The organism is Streptomyces sp. NPDC052496, assembly GCF_040679095.1.
Lineage (GTDB): Bacteria > Actinomycetota > Actinomycetes > Streptomycetales > Streptomycetaceae > Streptomyces.
This window is the reverse complement of sequence record NZ_JBFAUH010000004.1, coordinates 185851-206989: the sequence shown is the minus strand read 5'-3', so window position 1 is coordinate 206989 and position 21139 is coordinate 185851. Positions and strand designations below refer to the sequence as shown.

The following is a 21139-nucleotide window of genomic DNA, read 5'->3' as shown; positions in this document are numbered from 1 at the left end:
CCAATGTTGAGGTCAAGGGATTCCCTTGTCGGCGCGCCGGGGGGGGGAGGCGCGCGGTCCCTCGGGTGTCCGCATCGGGCCCGGTTCCTCGGGTGTCCGCCTCGGGCCCCGTTCCTCGGGTGTCCGCCTCGGGCCCGCTTCCTTGAGCCTGGCCCCATCGGGCCTCGCTGCCTCGGGCCTCGCCTCCGCGGGCTCCCCGTCGGCCATGCTCCCGTACCTCAGGCGCTCGCCGCCTGTCGCCAGGCCGCGGAGCGCAGCAGCCGCAGGCCGTTGAGGCCGACCAGGACGGTCGAGCCCTCGTGGCCGAGCACCCCCAGGGGCAGCGGCAGCTGCCCGGCCAGGTCCCAGGTGACCAGCGCGCCGATGCAGACGGACGCGATGACCAGGTTCTGCACCACCAGCCGGCGCGCCCGGCGGGAGAGGGCGACGACCGTCGGCACCGCGCCCACCTCGTCGCGCACCACCACCGCGTCGGCCGTCTCCAGCGCCAGGTCGGAACCCGCCCGGCCCATCGCGACGCCGCTGTGCGCGGCGGCGAGCGCGGGAGCGTCGTTCACCCCGTCACCGACCATGAGCACCTTCGCCCCGCCGTCCTGCCAGGCGCGGACCGCGGCCACCTTGTCCTGCGGGAGCAGTCCGGCCCGTACGTCGGTGATGCCGCTCTCCTCGGCCGTACGGCGGGCGGCGCGGGCGTTGTCGCCGGTCAGGAGCGTGACGGCGGCCATGGGGGTGGGGCCGGCCATGGGGGTGGGGTCGGCTTCAAATCCGGCCTCGATTCCGATTCCGGTTCCGGCTTCGGATCCGGTCTTCGTCAGGCGGCGCAGCCGGGCCACGGCTTCGGGGGCGCCGGGGCGCAGCCGGTCGGTGACGGCCAGTACGGCGACGGGCGCGCCGTCCACCAGGACGGCCACCGCTGTCCGGCCGGCGGCCTCGACCTCCGCCGCGGCAGCGCGCGCCTCGCGCAGGCGTGCCCCCATGCGCGTCTCGCCGCTCCCGTCCGCCGCCGCGCTCAGCAGCGCGGCCGGGCTGCCGACCCGTACCGTGCGCCCCTCGACGACGGCGTGCACGCCCTGGCCCGGCGTGGACGAGAAGTCATGTGCGCCGGGCACCCGCAGGCCCTGCTCCCGTGCGGCGGCGACCACGGCGCGGGCGAGCGGGTGCTCGCTGGGCCGCTCCGCCGCGGCGGCGAGCGCGAGGGCCTGCGCCTGGCCGGCGCCGCCCAGCGGATGCACGGCGGTGACTCGCGGCGCGCCCTCGGTGAGCGTGCCGGTCTTGTCCATCGCGACCCGCGTCACCGCGCCCAGCCGCTCCATCGCCACCGCCGACTTGACCAGGACGCCGTGCCGCCCGGCGGTGGCGATCGCGGACAGCAGCGGTGGCATGGTGGCCAGCACGACCGCGCACGGCGACGCCACGATCATGAAGGTCATGGCCCGCAGCAGGGTCGTGGTGAAGTCCGCACCGAGGAGCAGCGGCAGCGCGAACAGGGCGAGGGCGGCGACCACCACGGCAGCGGAGTACCACTGCTCGGCCTTCTCGATGAACACCTGGGTGGGCGCCTTCGTCCGGCCCGCCTCCTCGACCATGGCCACGATGCGGGCGATCGCCGACTCCGAGGCGTCCTTGCCGACCCGTACCCGCAGGGCGCCGGTGCCGTTCAGCGTGCCCGCGAACACCTCGTCGTCCGGGCCCTTCGCCACCGGCAGCGGCTCGCCGGTGATGGTGGCCTGGTCCACCTCGCTCGCGCCGTCCAGCACCGTGCCGTCGGCGGGCAGTCGCTCCCCGGGGCGTACCAGGACCGTGTCGCCCACCAGCAGCGCGGCCGCCTCGACGGTCTCTTCCCGGCCGCCGTCCGTCAGCCGTACGGCGGTGGAGGGCGCGAGGTCGAGCAGCCCGCGCACCGAATCCTCCGTGCGCCGGGTGGCCAGGGCCTCCAGGGCGCCGGAGACCGCGAAGATCACGATCAGCAGGCCGCCGTCGAGGAACTGCCCGATCGCCGCCGCGCCGACCGCCGCCACGATCATCAGCAGGTCGACGTCGAGGGTGCGCTCGCGCAGTGCCCGCAGGCCCGCGAGGCCCGGTTCCCAGCCGCCGGCCGCGTAACACACCGCGTACAGCGGCCCCCACGTCCACGCCGGGGCGCCTGCCAGATCCAGGGGGAACGCGAGCAGGAAGGCGAGCGCCGAGAGGGCTGCCCAGCGCACTTCGGGGAGGGCGAGGAGCCGGGTACGGCGCGGGCGGGGCGGGGGAGTGGCGGTGGCCGGTGGGGCGATGGGGACTGGTGGTGCGGCAGTGGCCGGGGGCTGCTGTGTACGGCCGTGGCTGGACGTGGACGTCATCGGTACCTCGGTGCGGGGTGGGGACGGGGTGGAACCCGGACACCATAACCGAATACATGAAGACGTCTTCAAGTGTTGCCGAATATACGATGAGGCATATGGGACACGGAGTCGACGGCAGGACCACACCGGCAGCACACCTGGACGCGGATGCCGCCGCGACCATCGCGGCCACTCTCCAGGCGCTGGCGACCCCGTCGCGGCTGATGATCCTCACCCGCCTGCGCCAGGGGCCCTGCCCGGTGGGTGAGCTGGCCGGGGCGGTCGGCATGGAGCAGTCGGCGGTCTCCCACCAGCTGCGGCTGCTCCGCGCGCTCGGCCTGGTCACCGGCTCCCGGCAGGGCCGCCGGATCGTCTACAGCCTGTACGACACCCATGTCGCCCAGCTCCTCGACGAGGCCGTCTACCACATCGAGCACCTGCGGCTCGGCGCGCGGGATCTGCCCGACATGGCCGAGGGCGAGGAGGCGGGCGGGGCCGGATCCGACGCCGGGGCCGGGGCCGGACCTGGAGCCGGCTCCGGATCCCGAGCCGGGGCCGGAGCCGGGGGGCAGCCCTTCAAGCGCTGACGCATCCGCCGGTACGCCCGGTGTTCCCGGTATGCCCGGTGTTCCCGGTGCGCCCGGCGTGTCCGGGGGCGCCCGACGGGCGCCCCCGCGCTCACCCCGCCCCGTGCGCCGCCAGCCGCTCCCGTACGTCCTCCGCCGAGAGGTACACATCGGTCCGCTCGAAGTCGCGCAGCGTCGCGGGCTTCTCGGCCTGGAAGCCGGTGCGGACGAAGTCGTCCCCGGCGGTGGCGTTGATCAGCCAGTTCGCCACCGTACGGAATCTGGCCACACCGGTGCGCAGCGCCAGCAGGTGGTAGCCGCGCGCCGCCACCTGGGCGGGCAGCCCCGTCAGCTCGTACCCCAGCGGCTTGGACACCGCGTCGATGCCGCCGAGGTCCACGACCAGACCGAGGTCCTTGTGCCGGTACGGCGAGCGCGGCGCCCCGCGCAGCGCGGCGATGATGTTGCGCGCGGCGTGCTTGCCCTGCCGCTGGGCATGCTGCGCGGTGGGCGGGCAGACCGCACCCGCGCCCTTCGTCAGGTCCGGGACGGCCGCCGCGTCACCGCAGGCCAGCACGTCCGGCATGCCCGGCACGCTCAGGTCGGCGTCGACGACGAGCCGGCCCCGTACGGTCTCCGCGCCGAGCGTGCCGATCAGCGGACTGGCCGCCACGCCCGCCGTCCAGATCAGCGTCCGGCACGGCAGCACCCGTCCGTCCGTGAACTGCACGCAGTCCTCGGTCACTTCGGCGACCGAGACACCGAGCGACACCTCCGTACCCCGCTGACGCATCAGCTCCAGCGCCTTCCGGCCGAGCCGGTCGCCCAGTTCGGGCATCAGCTTCGGGGCGATGTCGATGAGGTGCCACTTGATCTGGGTGGGATCCAGACGCGGATAGCGCCGGGCGGCCGCGTTGGTGAGCCGCTGCAGGTAGGCGACCGTCTCCGTACCCGCGTAGCCGCCGCCGACGACGACGAACTGCAACCGCGCCGCGCGCTCCTCCGGGTCCGTCGAAGCCGCTGCGATATCGAGCTGGGCGATGACGTGATCCCGGATGTACGCGGCCTCGGCCAGCGTCTTCATGCCCCGCGCGTAGGTCGTCAGGCCGGGAATGTCGAACGTACGGGTGATGCTGCCGGGCGTCAGCACCAGCCGGTCGTAGCGGATGTCGGTGGTCTCACCCGTGATCAGCCGTACGATGCAGACCTTCGCCGCGGTGTCGATACCGATCACCCCGCCGGGCACCAGACGCGTCCGGCGCAGGATCCGCCGCAGGGAGGGCGCGATCGACTGGGGGGTGACCACTCCGGCGGCGACGTGCGGCAGCAGCGGCAGGTACAGCTCGTAGTTGTTGGGGGTGACGAGCACGATCTCGGCCGTCTCGGCGGACAGCCCGTGCTCCAGGCCCCGGGCGCACTCCACCCCGGCGAAGCCGCCGCCCACGATCAGGACTCTGGGTCGTTCCATGACGCGTCCTCGCCTCTGTCAGCAGCTGTGTCGGCTCCCGGCCACGCTGGCACGGGGCGGCGGGCCTCGCCACCGCGCCCACCGGGTACCTCCTGCGACCGGGTGAGAAACAGGCGCCCCGGCAGTCACCGGAATCTCGGCCGCCACGGTCGCCGCAGAACGTATCGACTGCCATGGCTGTCGCACTACGTCACGACTGCCGCGGCTGTCACACTGCGTCACGACGGCCATGGCTGCCGCACTGCGTCACGGCTGCTGTCGTGGTGGCCGCCGAGCCGCGACGCGTCCCGGCTCAGCGGCCGTCGCGGTGGGTGGGCCGGGGGCGGCCGGTGCGGGCGAAGTGCGGCAGGGAGATGCCGCCGCGGTGCGCCGCCTCGCCGGCGGTGCCGGGCCGGACGAACAGGGTGACGGTGACGCCCTCGGTGAACCCGTTGCGGCGCATCAGCGTCGCCGACGCCGTGTTGCTCACCTCCACATCGGTCACCACGGACGAGGCGCCGGCCTCCGTCAGCGCGGCACAGCAGTCCTGCACCAGCCGCCCGGCCACGCCGCGCCCCTGGAAGTCCGGGTCCACCGCGATCCACTCCAGGTAGCCCCAGTCCTCGCGCTGTTCGAAGGTCATCGACCCGAGGACGAACCCGGCGAGCCGGTCCCCGGCCATGGCGACCCGGCAGGCCGGCACGGAGGCGTCGAGGTGGGTGGCGACGGCGGTCAGCGACCAGCCGGTGTACGGCATGGAGCCGGTGTCGTAGACCCGTTCCCCCAGCTCCAGGACGGCGGGGAGGTGCTCGGGCCGCAGGGGGCGGAGGGTGATCTCGGGGTTGTGCGCGGCCGGTGTCGGCATGGCCGGCGCTCCTTTCGGCGGGCATGTGCGGAGGCGTACTCAGCACGTACGGAGGCACGTTCTCAGCGCGTACTCAGCACGTACGGAGGCACGTTCTCAGCGCGTTCTCAGCACGTACGGAGGGCACCTTCTCAGCGCGTGTGGAGGACACGCATCCAGCACCTCCTCAGTGCGCCTCCTCAGTACGTATGCAGGACGTGCTGGGGCAAACCCACCCTAATCGGCGCGATCTCGGGCCGCGGATCCACCCCTGTAGTTTGCGGAGGGTGAGCACCACCGTCGCTGAGATCCTGTCCCTCCTGCTGCTGGTCTGCGTCCTGGTCTTCGCCGTACGGAGGCCGGGCGGCGCCCCCGAGGCAGTGGCAGCCGTACCGGCGGCGGGCCTGCTCGTGCTGGCCGGCGCGGTGTCGCCGACCGCCGCGTGGCAGCAGGTGCACACGCTGCTGCCGGTCGTCGGCTTCCTGGCGGCCGTACTGGTCCTGGCGCACCTGTGCGCCCGGGAGGGGCTGTTCGAGGCGGCGGGTGCGGCGCTGGCGCGGCGCTGCGCGGGACGGCCGCGGCTCTTGCTGGCCGGGGTGTTCGTACTCGCCGCCGCGGTCACGGCGGTGCTCAGCCTGGACGCGACGGTGGTGCTGCTGACACCGGTCGTCGTGGCCACCGCCGCGCACGCCGGCGCGCGCGCCCGCCCTCACCTGTACGCCTGCGCCCACCTGTCCAACTCCGCCTCACTGCTGCTGCCTGTCTCCAACCTCACCAACCTGCTGGCCCTCGGCGCGGCCGGGCTGTCCTTCACGCGGTTCGCGGCTCTGATGGCGCTGCCGTGGGCCGTCGCGGTGGTCTTCGAGTACCTGGTCTTCCGGAGGTTCTTCGGCCGGGACCTGGCCGGCGACGAGGGGTACCGGGACGCCACGGAGGCCGCAAGGGCCAGGGACGCTACGGAGGCCGCAAAGGCCAGGGGTGCCACGGAGGACGCCGCAAGGGCCACGGGGGCCAGGGAGGCCGCAAGAGCCAGGGACGCCACGGAGGCCGCTGAGGCTGCGGAAGCCGCTGACGGCACGCCGGACACGACCCCACCACCCCTCCCCGTCTTCGCCCTGGTGGTCCTCTCCCTGACGCTCGCCGGGTTCGTCGTCACCTCGTTCGCCGGGCTCAACCCCGTCTGGGCGGCGCTGGCCGGCGTGCTGGTCCTGGGAGCACGCGTGCTGGCGCGCCGGGAGACGACCGTGACCGGGATCGTGCAGGCGGCCAACCCGTTCTTCTGCCTCTTCGTGCTGGCCCTGGGGGTCGTCGTGGAGGCGGTCGTCGCCAATGGCCTCGGCGGGGCCGTCGACCGGCTGCTGCCCGAAGGCGCATCGCTGCCCGCACTCCTCGGCACCGCCGTGTTCGCCGCCCTCCTCGCCAACGTCATCAACAACCTGCCGGCCGTGCTGGCCCTGCTGCCCGTGGCGGCACACGGCGGCGCGGGCCCCGTCCTCGCCGTACTGCTCGGCGTGAACCTCGGCCCGAACCTGACGTACGTGGGATCGTTGGCCACCCTCCTGTGGCGACGCATCCTCCAGGACCGGAACGACGCGCCGGACCTGGGCACCTTCACCCGGCTCGGCCTGCTGACCGTTCCGGGCGGTCTGGTCCTCTCGACGCTGGCCCTGTGGGGAGCCTTGCAGGTCATCGGCACATAGGGCGCACGCTGATCCGCGCATACATGCCGGTTCGTCCAATGGGGCGAATATGTGACCGATTGACGGCGAGAGAGCGCAGACGCCGTGTAAGGCAAATGTGGGAACGGGATAAGCGCTGACCGGAAACAGCTCGGTCTTTCGGCCGACTCGCGGGGCCGGGGGTGAAGCAGGCTGCCCCCTCGGCGCATCCGGAGCCGCTCTCCGCCGCTTCCGTCCCGTCCGTCACCGGCCCGCCGTTCCGGCGTCGCGCGCAGTGACCGCCGTCACAGGGGCGATTGCCGATGGGCGGGCGTCCACTGTTCGGGCTCACGGCACGAGTTTGAGACAACTTCATTACGTATGTGCCGTCCGGACTGACGGTGGGGCCAGCGGGTAAGCCGTAGGCACGTAGGGCGCAGCCGACGACCCGGACCCCGCCGGAGGCTGGCACCGCGCGGATGCCGAACGCCGACGGTGGTCATCCCCGCCCGGGCCGCAACGGGCGAGTCCCCCAACTTCCGTACGTCTCCACCGCCAGCGTGCGGCGGCATCTCGCGCACCGGCACGGAAGTGGGGACAGAGATGGTGGACCAGGGACGGAGTTACGCGAGCCGGGAACACGCGGTGGGCGCGACCACGGTGGTGGAGCTGAGCGGAGAAGTGGACATTCTGGCGGCGACCGCGTTGACGGCGCGGCTCGACGAGATCACCGGAGCGCGCTGCCCCGATCTCGTCCTGGACATGCGGGACGTGACCTTCATCGACTGCTGCGGCGTGTCGATGCTGTGCCGCACCCGGCGCCGGGTCGAGGCCAAGGCGGGCCGCCTGCGTCTGGCCGGCGTCGCCGACAGCCCGAGCGTGCTGCGGCTGTTGCGGCTGACCGGCCTGTTGTCCTCGTTCGACCTCTGCCTCGACCCCGGTCCCGACACGATGTTCGGGCTCACCTGCGGAGCCTGTGTCGAGTCCGGCGTCGAACCTCCTGCCGAGACCCGTACCGAGACCCGTACCGACGGCTGCGCCGAGGGCGGGGGACGCCCGGCCGCGCCGGACGCCCCCACGGACACCGCTGTGGCCTGAGCCCGCGTCAGGCGGGCAGTACCGCCTCGATCGCCTGCGTCACCTCCGCCGCCTCGGGCTCGGTCCGGGGCCGGAACCGCCCCACGACCGTCCCTTCGGCGTCGATCAGGAACTTCTCGAAGTTCCACTGCACGTCACCGGCCTCACCCGCGCCGTCCTCGGTGCGGGTGAGTTCCGTGTACAGCGGGTGCCGGTCCGGGCCGTTGACGTCGGTCTTCTCGAACAGCGGGAAGCTGACCCCGTAGGTGGTGGAGCAGAACGTGGCGATCTCCTCGGCGTTGCCCGGTTCCTGGCCCGCGAACTGGTTGCTGGGGAAGCCGAGGACGCTGAAGCCGCGGTCGCCGTACTGCTGCTGGAGCCGCTCCAGGCCCTCGTACTGCGGCGTCAGGCCGCACTTGGACGCCACGTTGACGACCAGCAGGGCGCGGCCCCGGTAATCGGCCAGCGAGGCGGGCTCACCGTTCAGGGTGCGCAGGGGGATGTCGTACAGGCTCACGTTCAGGCTCCTCGCTACGGGACCGCGGTTGCGGACGGACTCGGACTTCCTCAGGAGCAACAGTGCCCACACGCGCGTTCTTCCCCGGACGCCACTCCTCGGGTCGGGCCCCGGGCCGGTGACGGACAGAAGGTGCGTTCCCGCGGCTGCTCGGCGCGCCCCGCCATGCTCTGCGCCGTCGAAGAGTCCGGACGCGGGCAATATCTCGGCTGTGAAATGGCTGTGTGCGGACTATCCGTATTCTGTGCGGGATTGGATATCGGCCATGCTTTGTACCGTCATTCGCGGGGGAGTGGGACGTGCGGAGGGCGGGAAGTCGCAGGCTGAGGCGTGGCCGGTCAAGGGCGGGGCTGCGGGCGGGAGTTGCAGTGCCGGTCGGTGTGCAGGTCGGGGCGGGTGGCGGCGGGCTCCGGGGGCTTCGGGAGAAGCGTTCCTGCCAGGAGGGAATTCCCGGTGGCGGTGGCCGCGGGTTTCCGTTCCACGGATTGACCGGAAACGTGCTGGACGCAGCAGGATTCATCATTCCGCTTCCGTGGCTCATGTTTCTCTCATGTTCGCGTGGCACGGTGAGGTTGGTATTCGAGGCGGTACCGGCACCCACGTACGGACGTGCCCTTTTCCTGTGGCGGGACATCCCGCTGTTCCGGTGCCGTCGCCGCCGGTGATGCACTGCCCCCGAAATCCGGCCTCGGCGCGAGGCCGCCGACCCCGAAGGTGCCGTTCGCGGCGGCGCCCCGCACGGTCGTGCCCGCGCCGGGAACCCACCGTCGCCCTGCGGTGTCCCGACCCCCCTCCGCATCCGGGAGAGACCACCATGTCCGCCACCACCTTCGTGGACCGGCCCGTCCTCACCGAACGCCCGCACGGCCGCTGGCAGTTCTGGCAAACCCCCGTCGGGCGGCCGCGCTGGGACCGGCCCGCGCTCCTGGGCATCGCCGCGCTCGCCGCGGTGCTGTACGCCTGGAACATCACCGGCAGCGACTACGCGGGGTACTACGCCGCCGCCGTACGCAGCATGTCGGAGAGCTGGAAGGCGTTCCTCTTCACGTCCTTCGACCCGGCCTCCACCGTCACCCTGGACAAGATCGGCGGCTTTCTGTGGCCGCAGGCCCTGTCCGCCCGGCTCTTCGGGTTCAGCAACTGGGCCCTGACCCTCCCGCAGTGCGTCGAGGGCGTCGTCTGCGTCCTGGTGATCCACCGCACGGTACGGCGCTGGCGCGGCCCGGCGGCCGGCCTCCTCGCCGCCGGAGTGCTGACGCTCACGCCGGTGGCGGCGTCGATGTTCGGGCACGCGCTGCTGGAGGCGCCGCTGACCATGTGCCTCGTCCTCGCCGCCGACCAGTGCGCGCAGGCGATGACCGGCGGACGGCTGCGGCACCTGCTGCCGGCGGCCGTCTGGGTGGGGGTGGCGTTCCAGGCGGCGATGATGCAGGCGTGGATCATCGTCCCGGCGCTGGCGGTGGCGTACTTCGTGGCGTCACCGGCCGCGCTGCGCAAACGGCTCGGCCACCTGCTGACCGCGGGCGCGGTGCTGCTCGCCGTCTCGTTCTCCTGGGTCCTGCTGATGACCGTCGTCCCGCAGGACTCGCGGCCGTACGTGGACGGGTCGCGCGACAACAGCGCCCTGTCGATGGTGTTCGGCTACAACGGCTTCGACCGGCTCAGCTCCGGCTGGAACATCGATGCCGCCGACCGTACGACGCCGGGCGCGGCCAAGGGCACGTCCGCGGCGGGCGGCGGGGCAGGGCAGGAGGCCGGGAACGGTACCGGTGGCGGCGCCAAGACCGGTGCCGGCGCCAAGACCGGTGGCGGCTCGGAGGGACGTACGCCAGGCACCGGTTCCGGACGGCACGCGCCTGGTAAGAGCGCCGGTGCGGGGGCAGGTTCCGGTGCGGGCGGCGGCGGAGCGCAGGTGGCGGTGGGTGCTCCCATCAGCGGCTGGTCCAAGCTCTTCCGCGCGCCCCTGGCCCAGCAGATCAGCTGGCTCTTCCCGCTCGCGCTGTCCGCCCTCGTCCTCGGCCTCGTCACCCGCCGCAGGCAGCCCCGTACGGACCCGGTACGCGGTGGCTACCTCCTGTGGGGCGGCTGGCTGCTGACGGCGACGGCGGTCATGAGCGCCATCAACGTCCCGCACGCCACGTACATGTCCGCGCTGGCACCGGGCCTCGCCGCGCTGTCCGCCGCCGGCATCGTCACACTGTGGCGCGCGCACCGCCGGGCGACGGTGTGGCAGGCGACGGCGTGGCAGTCCGGCAAGGGCGGCAAGGGCGGCAGGACTCTGCGGGTGTGGGTGCTGCCGGCCGTCGTCGCGGTCCAGGCGGTCTGGGCGGTGTACCTCGTCTCCGGCTACTCGGACTGGGTGCCGTGGCTGATCCCCGCCATCGTCGTGACGGCGCTCGTCGCCGTCGGCCTGCTCGCCCAGGGTGCCCTGCGCGCCCGGCGGCGCACCCGGGCCCTGCGGATCGCCACCGCCGGACTGGTCGCCGGCTGCGTCACGATGGTCGCGGCCCCCGCCACCTGGTCGCTGTCCGTCCTCGACCCGCGCTACACCGGCTCCGCGCACTCGGCGTCCGCGGGCCCGCAGGACTCCATGATCGGCACGCCTGCCCGGCTGACGGACACCCAGCGCAAGATCCTCGACTACGTCGAGCGCCGCCGCGGAACAGCGGACTACACCTTCTCGGCCGGGCTGCTCACCGCGGAGCCGTACATCCGGCTCGGCGGTTCCACCGTCCTGCCGCTCGGCGGCTTCGCGGCGGGGACCGAACCGGTCACCCTCGACGCGTACCAGCGGCTCGTGGCGGCCGGGGAACTGCCTTTCGCGCTCGTCGGCAAGGGGGACGACGTGGGCACGTCGGAGAAGGCGCGGATCAGCCGGTGGGTGCGGTCGGCGTGCGAGAAGGTGGACCCGTCGGCGTACGGCGGCGAGACGCGGGCCGGGAGCGGCGGCGCGGCCGGGGCCCAGGCCGGCGGCGGAGAGCAGGGACAGGCCCGTACCCGTACCGGCCACGGCCACGGCAACGGCGAAGGCGACGGTAACGGCAACGGCGACGGCAGCGGATCGCAAGCCGGATCCAGCAAGGGCAGCGGGTCACAAGCCGGTTCCGGCAACGGTTCCGGCACCGGCTCCGGCCCCGCGTCCAGCGCCCGCCAAGACCTCTACCGCTGCTCCGCCGCGGACACGCGCTCCTGAGGACACGCGTCCCGCCCCGCGGACCTCGCGCCCGCCCCCCGTTCCGAATATGACCCTCTTGGCCCGTCGTGCCCCTCTTGACCCGTGAGCGAACGGGCCAGCACAGTACGGATGACCGTCTGGTCCGACCGGTCCCCTGACGTCGCGTCAGGAGGGGTGGAGGGTGCCGTGCACAACAGCCCGAGCGTCGTTCCGTCGGGCCCGGAGGCCGGCGTGCCGGAGACGGACCGGTCGCGTACCGCCGTGCCCGTGTCCGTGCCCGCACCCGTACCGCCGGTCGACGAAGCAGCCGCCGTGGCCCTCACGCAGGCCCTGGTGCGGCTGCGTACCGTCAACGCGGCAGGCGCCACCGCCGTCGAACAGCCCGCCGCCGACCTCGTCTCCCGGCTCTTCACCGACTTCGGCTGGCCGCACGAGGTGGAGGAGGTCGCCCCCGGGCGCCCCAACGTCGTGGCGGTCGTCGAGGGCGGTGGCGGGCCGGGCCGCACCCTGATGTTCGAGGGGCACACGGACGTCGTGACGGAGGGCGACGCCGGCGCGTGGTCCGTCGACCCGTACGGCGCGCGGATCCGCGACGGTCGGCTGTGGGGCCGTGGCGCCGCCGACATGAAGGCGGGAGTGGCGGCCATGATCTACGGGGTGCGGGCGCTCCAGGAGGCCGGGCCGTTCCCCGGCCGGGTCGTCGTCGGTGTGCTGTGCGACGAGGAGGGGCTGATGCTCGGCGCCAAGGCGTTCGCCGCCTCGCCGCTCGCCGCCGAGGTGGACGGCGTCGTGGTCTGCGAGCCGGAGGGGTACGAGGTGTGCACCTCGGCCCGCGGCGGCATCCGCCTCCGCTTCGGCCTCCAGGGGGCCATGGCGCACGGCGCGATGCCGCAGGAGGGCCGTAACGCCCTGGTCGCGGGCGCGCGCGTCGTCGCCGCCCTCGCGCAGGCGCAGGAGTGGGCGGTCCGGCGGTACGGAACCCATCCGCACGCCGGGACGGTGACCGTCACCCCGACGGTGCTGCGCGCCGGCGACCCCGACCAGCTCAACGTCATCCCCGGCCACGCCGTACTCGGCGTCGACGTACGGACCGTCCCCGGCACCGACCACGCCGAACTCGTCGAGCACCTGCGGCGGACGGCCGTGGCCGCGGCGGCCGAGGTGGGGGTCACGGCCGGGCTGACCGTCGTCGACGACCGGCCGGCCGTCGAGATCGCCGCCGGCCATCCGCTCGTCACGGGCCTGGTGGCCGCCCACCGCCAGGTGCACGGCGTCGCCCCGGCCTTCGGCGCGGTCCCCGGCACGACCGACGGGACGATCCTCACCCGCGACGCGGGCCTGCCGACCGTCGTCTACGGGCCGGGCGGCAAGTGGATCGCCCATCAGCAGGACGAATACGTGGAGGTACGGGAGATCGCCGAGTACGCGCGGGTGTACGCCGTGGCGGCCCGGCACTTCCTTTCCGGGGCCGGTCCGGAGAGTACGACCGAGGGCGGTGCCGGGTCCGGCCACCCCGAAGGCGACTCCGCATGAAGTCCCCCACGCCCCCGCCCGGCATCCCCGATCCCAGCCCCCATCCCAGTCCCAGCCCCGATCCCAGTCCCAGCCCCACCCTCGCCCCCACTCACAGCACGCCGTACGTCCACCCCGCCGCCCTGCCCCCGGGCCTCCCCGTCGGTGACGGCTGGGTGCCTGCCCCGCGTACCGGGCCGGTGGTCTTCCCGTACGACGGCGAGGAGTTCGCCACCGCGCCGGTGGGCGACGCCGGCCTCGCGCGCCGCGCGGTCGAGCACGCCGTGGCCGTCCGCGCCCGCGTCGCCGAGCTGGCCTCGCGTGTACGGCGGCAGGTGCTGAACGGTGTCGCGGCGGACCTGGAGGACGTCGCCGGACCGGTGGAGGACCTGCTCGTCCGGGAGACCGGCAAGCCGCGTACCGACTGCCGCACCGAGGTACGGCGGGCGGTGGCCACCTGGCAGGCCGCCGCCGACGAAGTCGTGCACATCCACGGGGAGACGGTGCCGCTGGACCTGCTGCCCTCCGGGGACGGCATGTTCGGGTTCTGGACCCGGCGGCCGGTCGGTGTCGTGGTCGGCATCGCCGGCTTCAACTATCCGATGATGCTGGCCTCCCACAAGATCGCCCCGGCGCTCGCGGCCGGCTGCCCGGTGATCGTCAAACCGGCCCCGGCCACTCCGCTGGCCACCCTGTGGCTGGTCCACCTCGTACGGGAACGCCTCACCGCGGCCGGTGCGCCCGCCGGCGCCGTCCAGCTGGTCACCGGCGACACCGAGGTCGGCCGCGCGCTGACCACCCACCCCGGGGTCGCAGCGGTCTCCTTCACCGGCTCCGCCGCCGTCGGCCACCGCATCGCCAAGGACGCCGCGCCGCGCAAGGTGGTGCTCGAACTCGGCTCCAACGCGGCGCTCGTGGCCGCCGCCGACGCCGACCTGGACGCGGCCGCCGACGCGGTGGTCCGCGGCGGTTACTACGCCTCCGGCCAGGCGTGCATCGCCGTACAGCGGGTGATCGCCTTGGCGGAGATCGCCGGCGAGCTGGAGCGGCGGATCGCCGAGCGGCTGCCCGGCATCGTCGTCGGCGACCCGCGCGCGGAGGACACCCGGGTCGCCGCCCTCATCGACGAGGCCGCCACCGCACGCGTGCTGTCCTGGATCGACCGGGCCCGCGCGGCCGGTGCCCGGGTGGTGGCGGGCGGCACGCGCGTCGGCCGGTGTGTGGCGCCGACCCTGCTGGCCGAGGTCCCGGACGGCGAGCCCGCCTGGGACGAGGAGATCTTCGGGCCGGTCGTCGCGCTGCGTACGGTCCCGGACCTGGAAGCGGCCTACGACCTGGTCAACGCCGGGCGGTACGGGCTGCACGCGGCGGTCTTCACCCGCGGCCTCGATGCCGCGTTCCGGGCGCTGGACGCGCTCGACGTCGGCGGCGTGGTGATCAACGAGGTGCCGGGTTACCGCAGCGATGTGGCTCCGTACGGCGGCGTCAAGGACTCGGGGCTGGGCCGCGAGGGGCCGCGCTTCGCGATCGAGGAGCTGACGGTGACGCGGATGGCGGTGATCCGCCCGTGAACGGCGCGGACCGCGGCGGCACCGCTGAGGAACACACCACGGACAGGGCGCGAGCCACGGACAGGGAGCGAGCCATGGACGACGACGCCGCGGCCGGTGCGCCGGTCGAGTACGCGAAGCTGTTCCGTCTGGACGGGCGGCGGGTCGCGGTCGTCGGCGGGGCCGGCGGCATCGGCCGGGAGGCGGTACGGGCGCTGGCCGCCCACGGCGCCGAAGTGATCGTCGCCGATGTGGACGCGGTCGGCGCTGCGGCGGCCGCCGAGGCCGCGGCGGCCGAGGCACCGGCTCCCGGCAGCCGGACCGGCACCGCGACCGCCTTTCCCCTCGACGTCCTGGACGCGGACGCGGTACGGGCCGCGGTGGACCGGTGGGGGGCTCTGGACGGACTGGTCGTCACCGTCGGCGTCAATGTGCGCAAGCGGATCGCCGATTACACGGCCGCCGAGTTCGACCGGGTGCTCGCCCTCAACCTGCGGGCCGTCTTCCCGCTCGTACAGGCCGTCGCGCCCGCCATGGCGGAACGCGGCCGGGGCAGCGTGGTCGGCCTGGCCTCGATGCGTGCCTTCCAGGTCGAGCCGGGGCAGAGCGCGTACGCGGCGGCCAAGGCCGGGCTGGTGCAGTTCCTGCGGACGGCCGCGGCGGAGTGGGGGCCGCACGGCGTCCGGTTCAACGCGGTGGCGCCCGGTGTGGTCCGCACGCCGCTCACCGACCAGATCGCCGCCGACCCGCAGTGGTACGACGCCTACGCGCAGGCCTCCGCGCTGCGGCGGTGGGCCCGCGCCGACGAGATCGCGGGCGCCGTCACGTACCTCGTCTCGGACGCGTCCACCTTCGTCACCGGCAGCGTCCTGACGGTCGACGGCGGCTGGACGGCGGTGGACGGCCGGTACGACCCGTCGCTCTGAGGACGGCCGGTACGACCCGTCGCTCTGAGGACGGCCGGCCCGGCGTACGGCACGAACGCAACCCCCACGGAGTCCCATGCCACCACCCACCACCACCCACCACGTCCCCGGCCTCGCCGCCCCCGTCGAGATCCGCGTCGACCGCTGGGGTGTGCCCCACCTCTACGCCGCCTCCCAGGACGACCTCTTCCTCGCCCAGGGTTTCAACGCCGCCCGGGACCGGCTCTTCCAGATCGACCTGTGGCGGCGCCGCGGACTCGGCCTGCTCTCCGAGGTGTTCGGGGAGAGCTGCCTGGAACACGACCGGGCGGCCCGGCTCTTCCTGTACCGCGGCGACATGGCCGCCGAATGGTCCGCCTACGGGGCCGGTACGGAGCGCGTCGTCGAAGCCTTCGTACGCGGCGTCAACGCGTACGTCGCGCTCTGCCGGGACGATCCCGCGCACCTGCCGCCCGAGTTCGCGCTGCTCGGCCACCGGCCCGCCTACTGGGAGCCCGCCGACGTCGCCCGTATCCGCAGCCACGGCCTCTTCTACAACCTGGAGCAGGAGGTCGCCCGCGCGCTGACCCTGCGCGACCACGGCCCCGCCGTGGAGGACCTGCGCCGGGTACGGGAGCCCGCGCACACCCTGCGCGTACCGGAGGGCCTGGACCTGTCCGTCATTCCGGACGACGTGCTCCGCGTCCACCGGCTGGCCACCACCCCGCCGTGGGAGACCGGCGGCCCGCCCCAGGGGCCGGACGGCAGCAACAACTGGGTGATCGCCCCGTCCCGTACCGCCACCGGCCGGCCGCTGCTCGCCAACGATCCGCACCGCGCCGTCACCCTGCCCGCGCTGCGCTACCTCGCCCACCTGTCGGCCCCCGGCATCGACGCCGTCGGCGCCGGGGAGCCCGCGCTGCCCGGCATCTCCATCGGCCACAACGGCCGGATCGCCTTCGGGCTGACGATCTTCCCCGTCGACCAGGAGGACCTGTACGTCTACCGCACCGACCCCGCCGATCCGCGGCGGTACTGGTACGACGGCCGCTGGGAGCCCATGCGCCGGGTGACCGAGACGGTCCCGGTGCACGGTGCCGAGCCGCCGGCCACCGTGGAGCTGTGGTTCACCCGGCACGGCCCGGTGATCCACGACGATCCGGAGCGCGGCACGGCGTTCGCGGTACGGGCCGCCTGGCTCGACCCGGGCATGGCCCCGTACCTGGGCAGCACCGGATACCTGACGGCGGACGGCCCGGACGCCTTCGTCAGCGCGATGCGCCGGTGGGGCGCGCCCGGCGAGAACCAGGTGTACGCCGCTCCCGACGGGACCATCGGCTGGCAGCCCGGCGGCCGGGTTCCCGTCCGCCCGAACTGGGACGGCACGCTGCCGGTGCCCGGCGACGGCCGCTACGAGTGGGCGGGCTGCCACCCCGTCGAGTCCCTGCCGTCCGTACGCGACCCGGCCCAGGGCTGGTTCGCCACGGCCAACCAGATGAACCTGCCGCCCGGCTACCCGAACGCCGCGCGGACCGTCACCTACGACTGGCACGCGCCCGTCCGGTACGAACGGATCGCCGCGGAACTGGCCGCGCGGACCGGCTGGACCGTCGCGGACTGCGTACGCCTCCAGACCGACCACACCAGCCGCACCGCACGCCGCATCCAGCCGCTGCTGGCCGGCGTCGGCAGCGACGACCCGGACGTGGCCTGGGCGCTGGCACAGCTGCGCGCCTGGGACGCCGTACTGGCGCCCGGCTCCGTACCCGCCGCGCTCTTCGAGGTCTGGTACCGGCGGCACCTGCGCCCGGCCGTGCTGGACCGGGCGCTGGCCCGCCTGCTGCCCCCTGACCGCCGGGCCGCCGCCCTGGCCCGCGTCCTGCCCACGGACGAGGCCGCCACCAGCGACCCCCGGGTGGACCTGGACCTGCTGCTCAGCCCGGGCGGCCGGCTCGGCCCCGACCCGGAAGCCGCCCTGCGTACGGCCGTCCTCGACACCCTCCCCGCCGCGCTCGCCGAACTCGGCCGGCTGCTCGGGCCGGACCGCGACCGCTGGACCTGGGGAGCGCTGCACCAGGCGGAACCACGGCATCCGCTCGCCGCCTGGCTGGGGGAGCGGGCCCCGTGGTGGACGCGGGTCGGGCCCGCACCGCGCGGCGGCAGCGGTGACACGGTCGACGCCACCGCGTACGGCGCGGACTTCCGGCAGACCGCCGGGGCGACCTTCCGGCTGGTGATCGACGTCGGCGACTGGGACGCCTCGGTGGCCATGAACGCGCCCGGCCAGTCCGGCGACCCGGACAGCCCGCACCACCACGACCTCTTCGCGGACTGGGCGGCGGACCGCGCCTTTCCGCTCCTGTACGGCCGCGCCGCGGTCGAACGGCACACCACCCACGTGATCATGCTCAAGCCGTCCGGAGCGCCCGAAGGCGCGGGAAGCCCTCTCAAGACGCAGCGAGAACCGGGCCCAGGGCGGCGCGCGGGAGCACCGTGATTCAGATCACGGGAATTGCGGTGTAACAAACCATGGGTAAGTGCGCGATGAATAAAGAGGTGCTCGCCGTGCACCGTGCCTGGCACCGTACCTATGTGTATCGAGAGGTTCCTCGTGTCACTCACCTCGCCCGTCATGCGACCGCAGGAAACAGCCGAATCCCCGGCGCCGGAAGGCGTACCGTCCGACGGTACGGCCGTCGAGGCGGCCGGCGGATTCACCCTGTCCCACGGTGACGAGGGGGACGCCCCGGCGCAGCAGGTCGCCGGCGCCGGAGCCTCCGCCGACCCGGTCAAGGACTATCTGAAGCTGATCGGCAAGGTCCCGCTGCTCAACGCGGAGCAGGAGGTGGAGCTGGCCAAGCGCGTCGAGGCCGGACTGTTCGCCCAGGAGAAGCTGGACACCGGCGAGCCCGCCGGCAAGCTCCGGCGCGAGCTGGAGATCCTGGTCGCGGACGGCGCCCGCGCCAAGGAGCACCTGGTCGAGGCCAACCTGCGGCTCGTCGTCTCGCTCGCCAAGCGCTACACCGGCCGCGGGATGCTCTTCCTGGACCTGATCCAGGAGGGCAACCTCGGTCTGATCCGCGCGGTCGAGAAGTTCGACTACGTCAAGGGATTCAAATTCTCGACGTACGCGACCTGGTGGATTCGCCAGGCCATCACCCGCGCGATGGCCGACCAGGCCCGGACCATCCGCATTCCCGTCCACATGGTGGAGATCATCAACAAGGTGGCGCGCATTCAGCGCCAGCTGCTCCAGGACACCGGCCGCGAACCCACCCCGGAAGAACTGGCCAAGGAACTCGACATGGCCCCGGAAAAGGTCATCGAGGTACAGAAATACGGCCGTGAACCGATATCCCTGCACACCCCGCTGGGTGACGAGGGCGACAGCGAGTTCGGCGACCTGATCGAGGACACCGAAGCCGTCGTCCCGGCGGAGGCCGTCGGCTTCTCCTTCCTCCAGCAGCAGCTGCGCTCCATCCTGGAGACCCTCGCCGACCGCGAGGCGGGCGTCGTCTCCATGCGCTACGGCCTCAAGGACGGGCAGCCCAAGACGCTCGACGAGATCGGCAAGGTCTACGGCGTCACGCGTGAGCGGATCCGCCAGATCGAGAACAAGACCATGTCGAAGCTGCGCCACCCGTCGCGGTCCCAGCTGCTGCGTGACTACCTGGACTAGCCGGTCTCGGGCCCGGTCCCGGTCCCGAGGCGGTGTGTGGCCGAGGGCGTGTGACCGAGGGGCGTGCGGCCGGTCCCGATGGGGGCGCGCGTCCCGCGCAACGCGCCCGTCGTGGCCCGGTGACCGGCCGCCGGGCCGCTGCTAGCCTCGCAGCAGCGGCTCGCGGGGGACGGGGGTCCGGGATGAGGTCCGCAGCAGCGAAAGCCGGTCGCGCCACCGCAGCGGTGGTGCTGGCACTGCTCGCCGTCACCACGGCCTGCGGGCGGTCCGGCGGGCCGCCCGGCCCCGGCGGAGTGCCGTCGGGCGCGGGATCCGGTGGCGCCGCTTCGTCCGTGTCCGACAGCGGTGCGGCGGGCAACGACGGACCGGGTGCGGACGGATCGGGCCCGGACCGGCCGGGTGCGGACCGACCGGGCGCCGGTGGCGGCTCGCACGGCGCCGGGAGCGGCCAGACCTCGTACAGCCAGGGCGGCGACCCGGTCAAGCCGGTGTCGCAGCCGCCGGTGGACAGCGGGGATCCGGAGACGACCGGCGTCGGCAGCACGCCCAGCAGCGGTCACACGCCCGCCCCCTCGTGCACCGATTCCGCCGGTGAGCGGGTCTCGTGCCGTACGGAGGACTCTTCCTCGCCGTCAGCTGACAGCCGACCCGGGCCCACGCGGACGGAGACCGAACGGTCCGGACAGAACGAGGGAGGCGGCCCGACCGGGGAGTCCCAGCAGTCCCCGCGGTCCGCGCGGTCGGACTCGGACGACGGCCGGCCCGGCCCCAGCCCGGCCGCCTCCGACGTGCCCTGATCCGGCGATGGCCGCCCCGCCCGCCGTACCGGACGATCCGGCCGGTGCCGGTGCCGGTGCCGGTGCCGGTGCTGGTGCCGGTGCTGGTGCCCGTGACCAGGTCCTGATCCGCGCGCGTGCCCGATCCCGAAGCCGCGCCCGCGTCCGCGCCCAGGCCCGCGCCCGTGCCCAGGTCCGATCCCGTGCCCGCGTCCGGCGCCGCAGGCACCTCCACCCGCCCGCCCCGCCCCTCACGGCTCCGCCCGGCCAGCGGTTCGAGTTCCTCAACACCGTCCTCGGCGCCGGCTCACTCGTCGGCGGCCTGATGTTCTACGCGGGCGTCATGCACAGCAGCGCCTACTTCGCCTATTTCCAGATCCGCGCGTCGGCCCTCGGCTTCGGCTTCCCGCAGATGATCATCTGGAGCCTGCGCCTGGTGACCCTGCCCGTCCTCGTCGGCCTCGCCCTCCTGGCCGTGGTGCCGCGCCTGCCGGACCTCCTCGTCTCGCTCCGCGTCCCGCACCGCGTCACCCGGGAGGTGCGCCGCGCGGGCCGGGCCGTCGCCCGCCAGTACGCGCTGTTCGTGGCCGCCGGCGTCGCGCTGATGCTGCTGTGGCAGCACATCCAGCCGTACGGATGGGCGGCGCCCTTACTGGTGGCCACCGGCCTCGTCCTGGGCCAGAGCGACGCGGCGCACCCCGGCCGCCCGGCACGCGGCCTGTGGCGCCGCGGCTTCCCGGTCGCCGCGGCCGCGCTGTTCGTGGTGTGGGCCATCGCCCTGGTCGCGGGCCGGCTCGGTACCCAGGACGCCCGCTCGCTCGCCGCCCACCTGGTCCGCCGCCCCGCCGTCGTCGTCCTGAGCACCGAGCGTCTCAGCCTGACCGGGCCCGGCATGGTGTCCGAGACGCTCCCGGGCATGCACTACCGCTACCGCTATACCGGACTGCGCCTCATCCTCGAACGCGACCGCCGCTACTACGTCGTCCCCGTGGGCTGGCGCGCCCGTACCGACCCCGCCTTCGTCATCGAGGACGACGACACGATCCTGATCCAGCTCATGCCGGGAACGCAGCCCCCGCAGGGCGTCGAGATGCGGTGAGGGCGCCGCCGCG

Annotated in this window: 15 protein-coding genes and 1 pseudogene; 11 read left to right on the top strand and 5 right to left on the bottom strand. The window is 73.8% G+C overall.

Annotated elements, in window-relative coordinates; all coding sequences use genetic code 11:
* Window positions 1-218: 218 nt before the first annotated feature.
* Entirely contained in the window at window positions 219-2339 is a 2121-nt protein-coding gene (locus tag AB0L45_RS08065; RefSeq protein WP_365837324.1) for a heavy metal translocating P-type ATPase, read from the bottom strand.
* A gap of 98 nt (window positions 2340-2437) precedes the next feature.
* Between AB0L45_RS08065 and AB0L45_RS08060 the strand changes: the two genes are divergently transcribed.
* Window positions 2438-2908, top strand: a complete 471-nt coding sequence (locus AB0L45_RS08060) for a metalloregulator ArsR/SmtB family transcription factor (RefSeq protein ID WP_365837322.1) — start codon at window positions 2438-2440, stop codon at window positions 2906-2908.
* A 91-nt stretch (window positions 2909-2999) separates the two neighbouring features.
* Here AB0L45_RS08060 and AB0L45_RS08055 read toward each other — a convergent pair whose 3' ends face one another.
* Together AB0L45_RS08055 and AB0L45_RS08050 are read right to left on the bottom strand one after the other, a co-directional pair.
* On the bottom strand, window positions 3000-4355 hold the full coding sequence (locus AB0L45_RS08055; protein WP_365837320.1) for an NAD(P)/FAD-dependent oxidoreductase: 1356 nt from the start codon (window positions 4353-4355) through the stop codon (window positions 3000-3002).
* Window positions 4356-4647: 292 nt separating this feature from the next.
* Window positions 4648-5199, bottom strand: a complete 552-nt coding sequence (locus AB0L45_RS08050) for a GNAT family N-acetyltransferase (RefSeq protein WP_365837318.1) — start codon at window positions 5197-5199, stop codon at window positions 4648-4650.
* Window positions 5200-5465: 266 nt separating this feature from the next.
* Here AB0L45_RS08050 and AB0L45_RS08045 point away from each other — a divergent pair, with 266 nt between their 5' ends.
* Together AB0L45_RS08045 and AB0L45_RS08040 are read left to right on the top strand one after the other, a co-directional pair.
* The gene (locus AB0L45_RS08045) at window positions 5466-6878 is read left to right on the top strand and encodes an SLC13 family permease (RefSeq protein WP_365837316.1); all 1413 of its coding nucleotides are present in this window, start codon (window positions 5466-5468) and stop codon (window positions 6876-6878) included.
* A 561-nt stretch (window positions 6879-7439) separates the two neighbouring features.
* Window positions 7440-7934 (top strand): STAS domain-containing protein, encoded by a 495-nt coding sequence (locus AB0L45_RS08040; protein WP_365837314.1) that lies wholly within the window; start codon window positions 7440-7442, stop codon window positions 7932-7934.
* Window positions 7935-7941: 7 nt separating this feature from the next.
* Here AB0L45_RS08040 and AB0L45_RS08035 read toward each other — a convergent pair whose 3' ends face one another.
* Window positions 7942-8430, bottom strand: a complete 489-nt coding sequence (locus AB0L45_RS08035; protein WP_365837313.1) for a glutathione peroxidase — start codon at window positions 8428-8430, stop codon at window positions 7942-7944.
* A 338-nt stretch (window positions 8431-8768) separates the two neighbouring features.
* On the bottom strand, window positions 8769-8912 hold the full coding sequence (locus AB0L45_RS08030) for a hypothetical protein (RefSeq protein ID WP_365837311.1): 144 nt from the start codon (window positions 8910-8912) through the stop codon (window positions 8769-8771).
* Between the two features lie 332 nt (window positions 8913-9244).
* On the opposite strand from AB0L45_RS08030, the gene AB0L45_RS08025 reads away from it, so the two are divergent.
* The 8 genes and pseudogenes from AB0L45_RS08025 (at window position 9245) to AB0L45_RS07990 (ending at window position 21126) form a co-directional block, all read left to right on the top strand.
* Entirely contained in the window at window positions 9245-11623 is a 2379-nt protein-coding gene (locus AB0L45_RS08025; protein ID WP_365837308.1) for a glycosyltransferase family 39 protein, read from the top strand.
* A 168-nt stretch (window positions 11624-11791) separates the two neighbouring features.
* On the top strand, window positions 11792-13138 hold the full coding sequence (locus AB0L45_RS08020) for an ArgE/DapE family deacylase (RefSeq protein ID WP_365837306.1): 1347 nt from the start codon (window positions 11792-11794) through the stop codon (window positions 13136-13138).
* On the top strand, window positions 13135-14688 hold the full coding sequence (locus AB0L45_RS08015; protein ID WP_365837304.1) for an aldehyde dehydrogenase family protein: 1554 nt from the start codon (window positions 13135-13137) through the stop codon (window positions 14686-14688). The genes AB0L45_RS08020 and AB0L45_RS08015 overlap by 4 nt, the downstream gene beginning before the upstream one ends.
* Window positions 14689-14762: 74 nt before the next feature.
* Window positions 14763-15593, top strand: a complete 831-nt coding sequence (locus tag AB0L45_RS08010) for an SDR family oxidoreductase (protein WP_365837301.1) — start codon at window positions 14763-14765, stop codon at window positions 15591-15593.
* A gap of 76 nt (window positions 15594-15669) precedes the next feature.
* Window positions 15670-18069 (top strand): penicillin acylase family protein, encoded by a 2400-nt coding sequence (locus tag AB0L45_RS08005; protein WP_365837299.1) that lies wholly within the window; start codon window positions 15670-15672, stop codon window positions 18067-18069.
* A 201-nt stretch (window positions 18070-18270) separates the two neighbouring features.
* Window positions 18271-19251, top strand: a pseudogene (locus AB0L45_RS08000) (RNA polymerase sigma factor); the annotation flags it as partial.
* 182 nt (window positions 19252-19433) lie between these two features.
* Window positions 19434-20048 carry a hypothetical protein gene (locus tag AB0L45_RS07995; protein WP_365837297.1) on the top strand — a complete coding sequence of 205 codons (615 nt, stop codon included), beginning with the start codon at window positions 19434-19436 and terminating at the stop codon, window positions 20046-20048.
* A gap of 7 nt (window positions 20049-20055) precedes the next feature.
* Window positions 20056-21126 (top strand): hypothetical protein, encoded by a 1071-nt coding sequence (locus AB0L45_RS07990; RefSeq protein ID WP_365837295.1) that lies wholly within the window; start codon window positions 20056-20058, stop codon window positions 21124-21126.
* The last annotated feature ends 13 nt before the right edge of the window (window positions 21127-21139 follow it).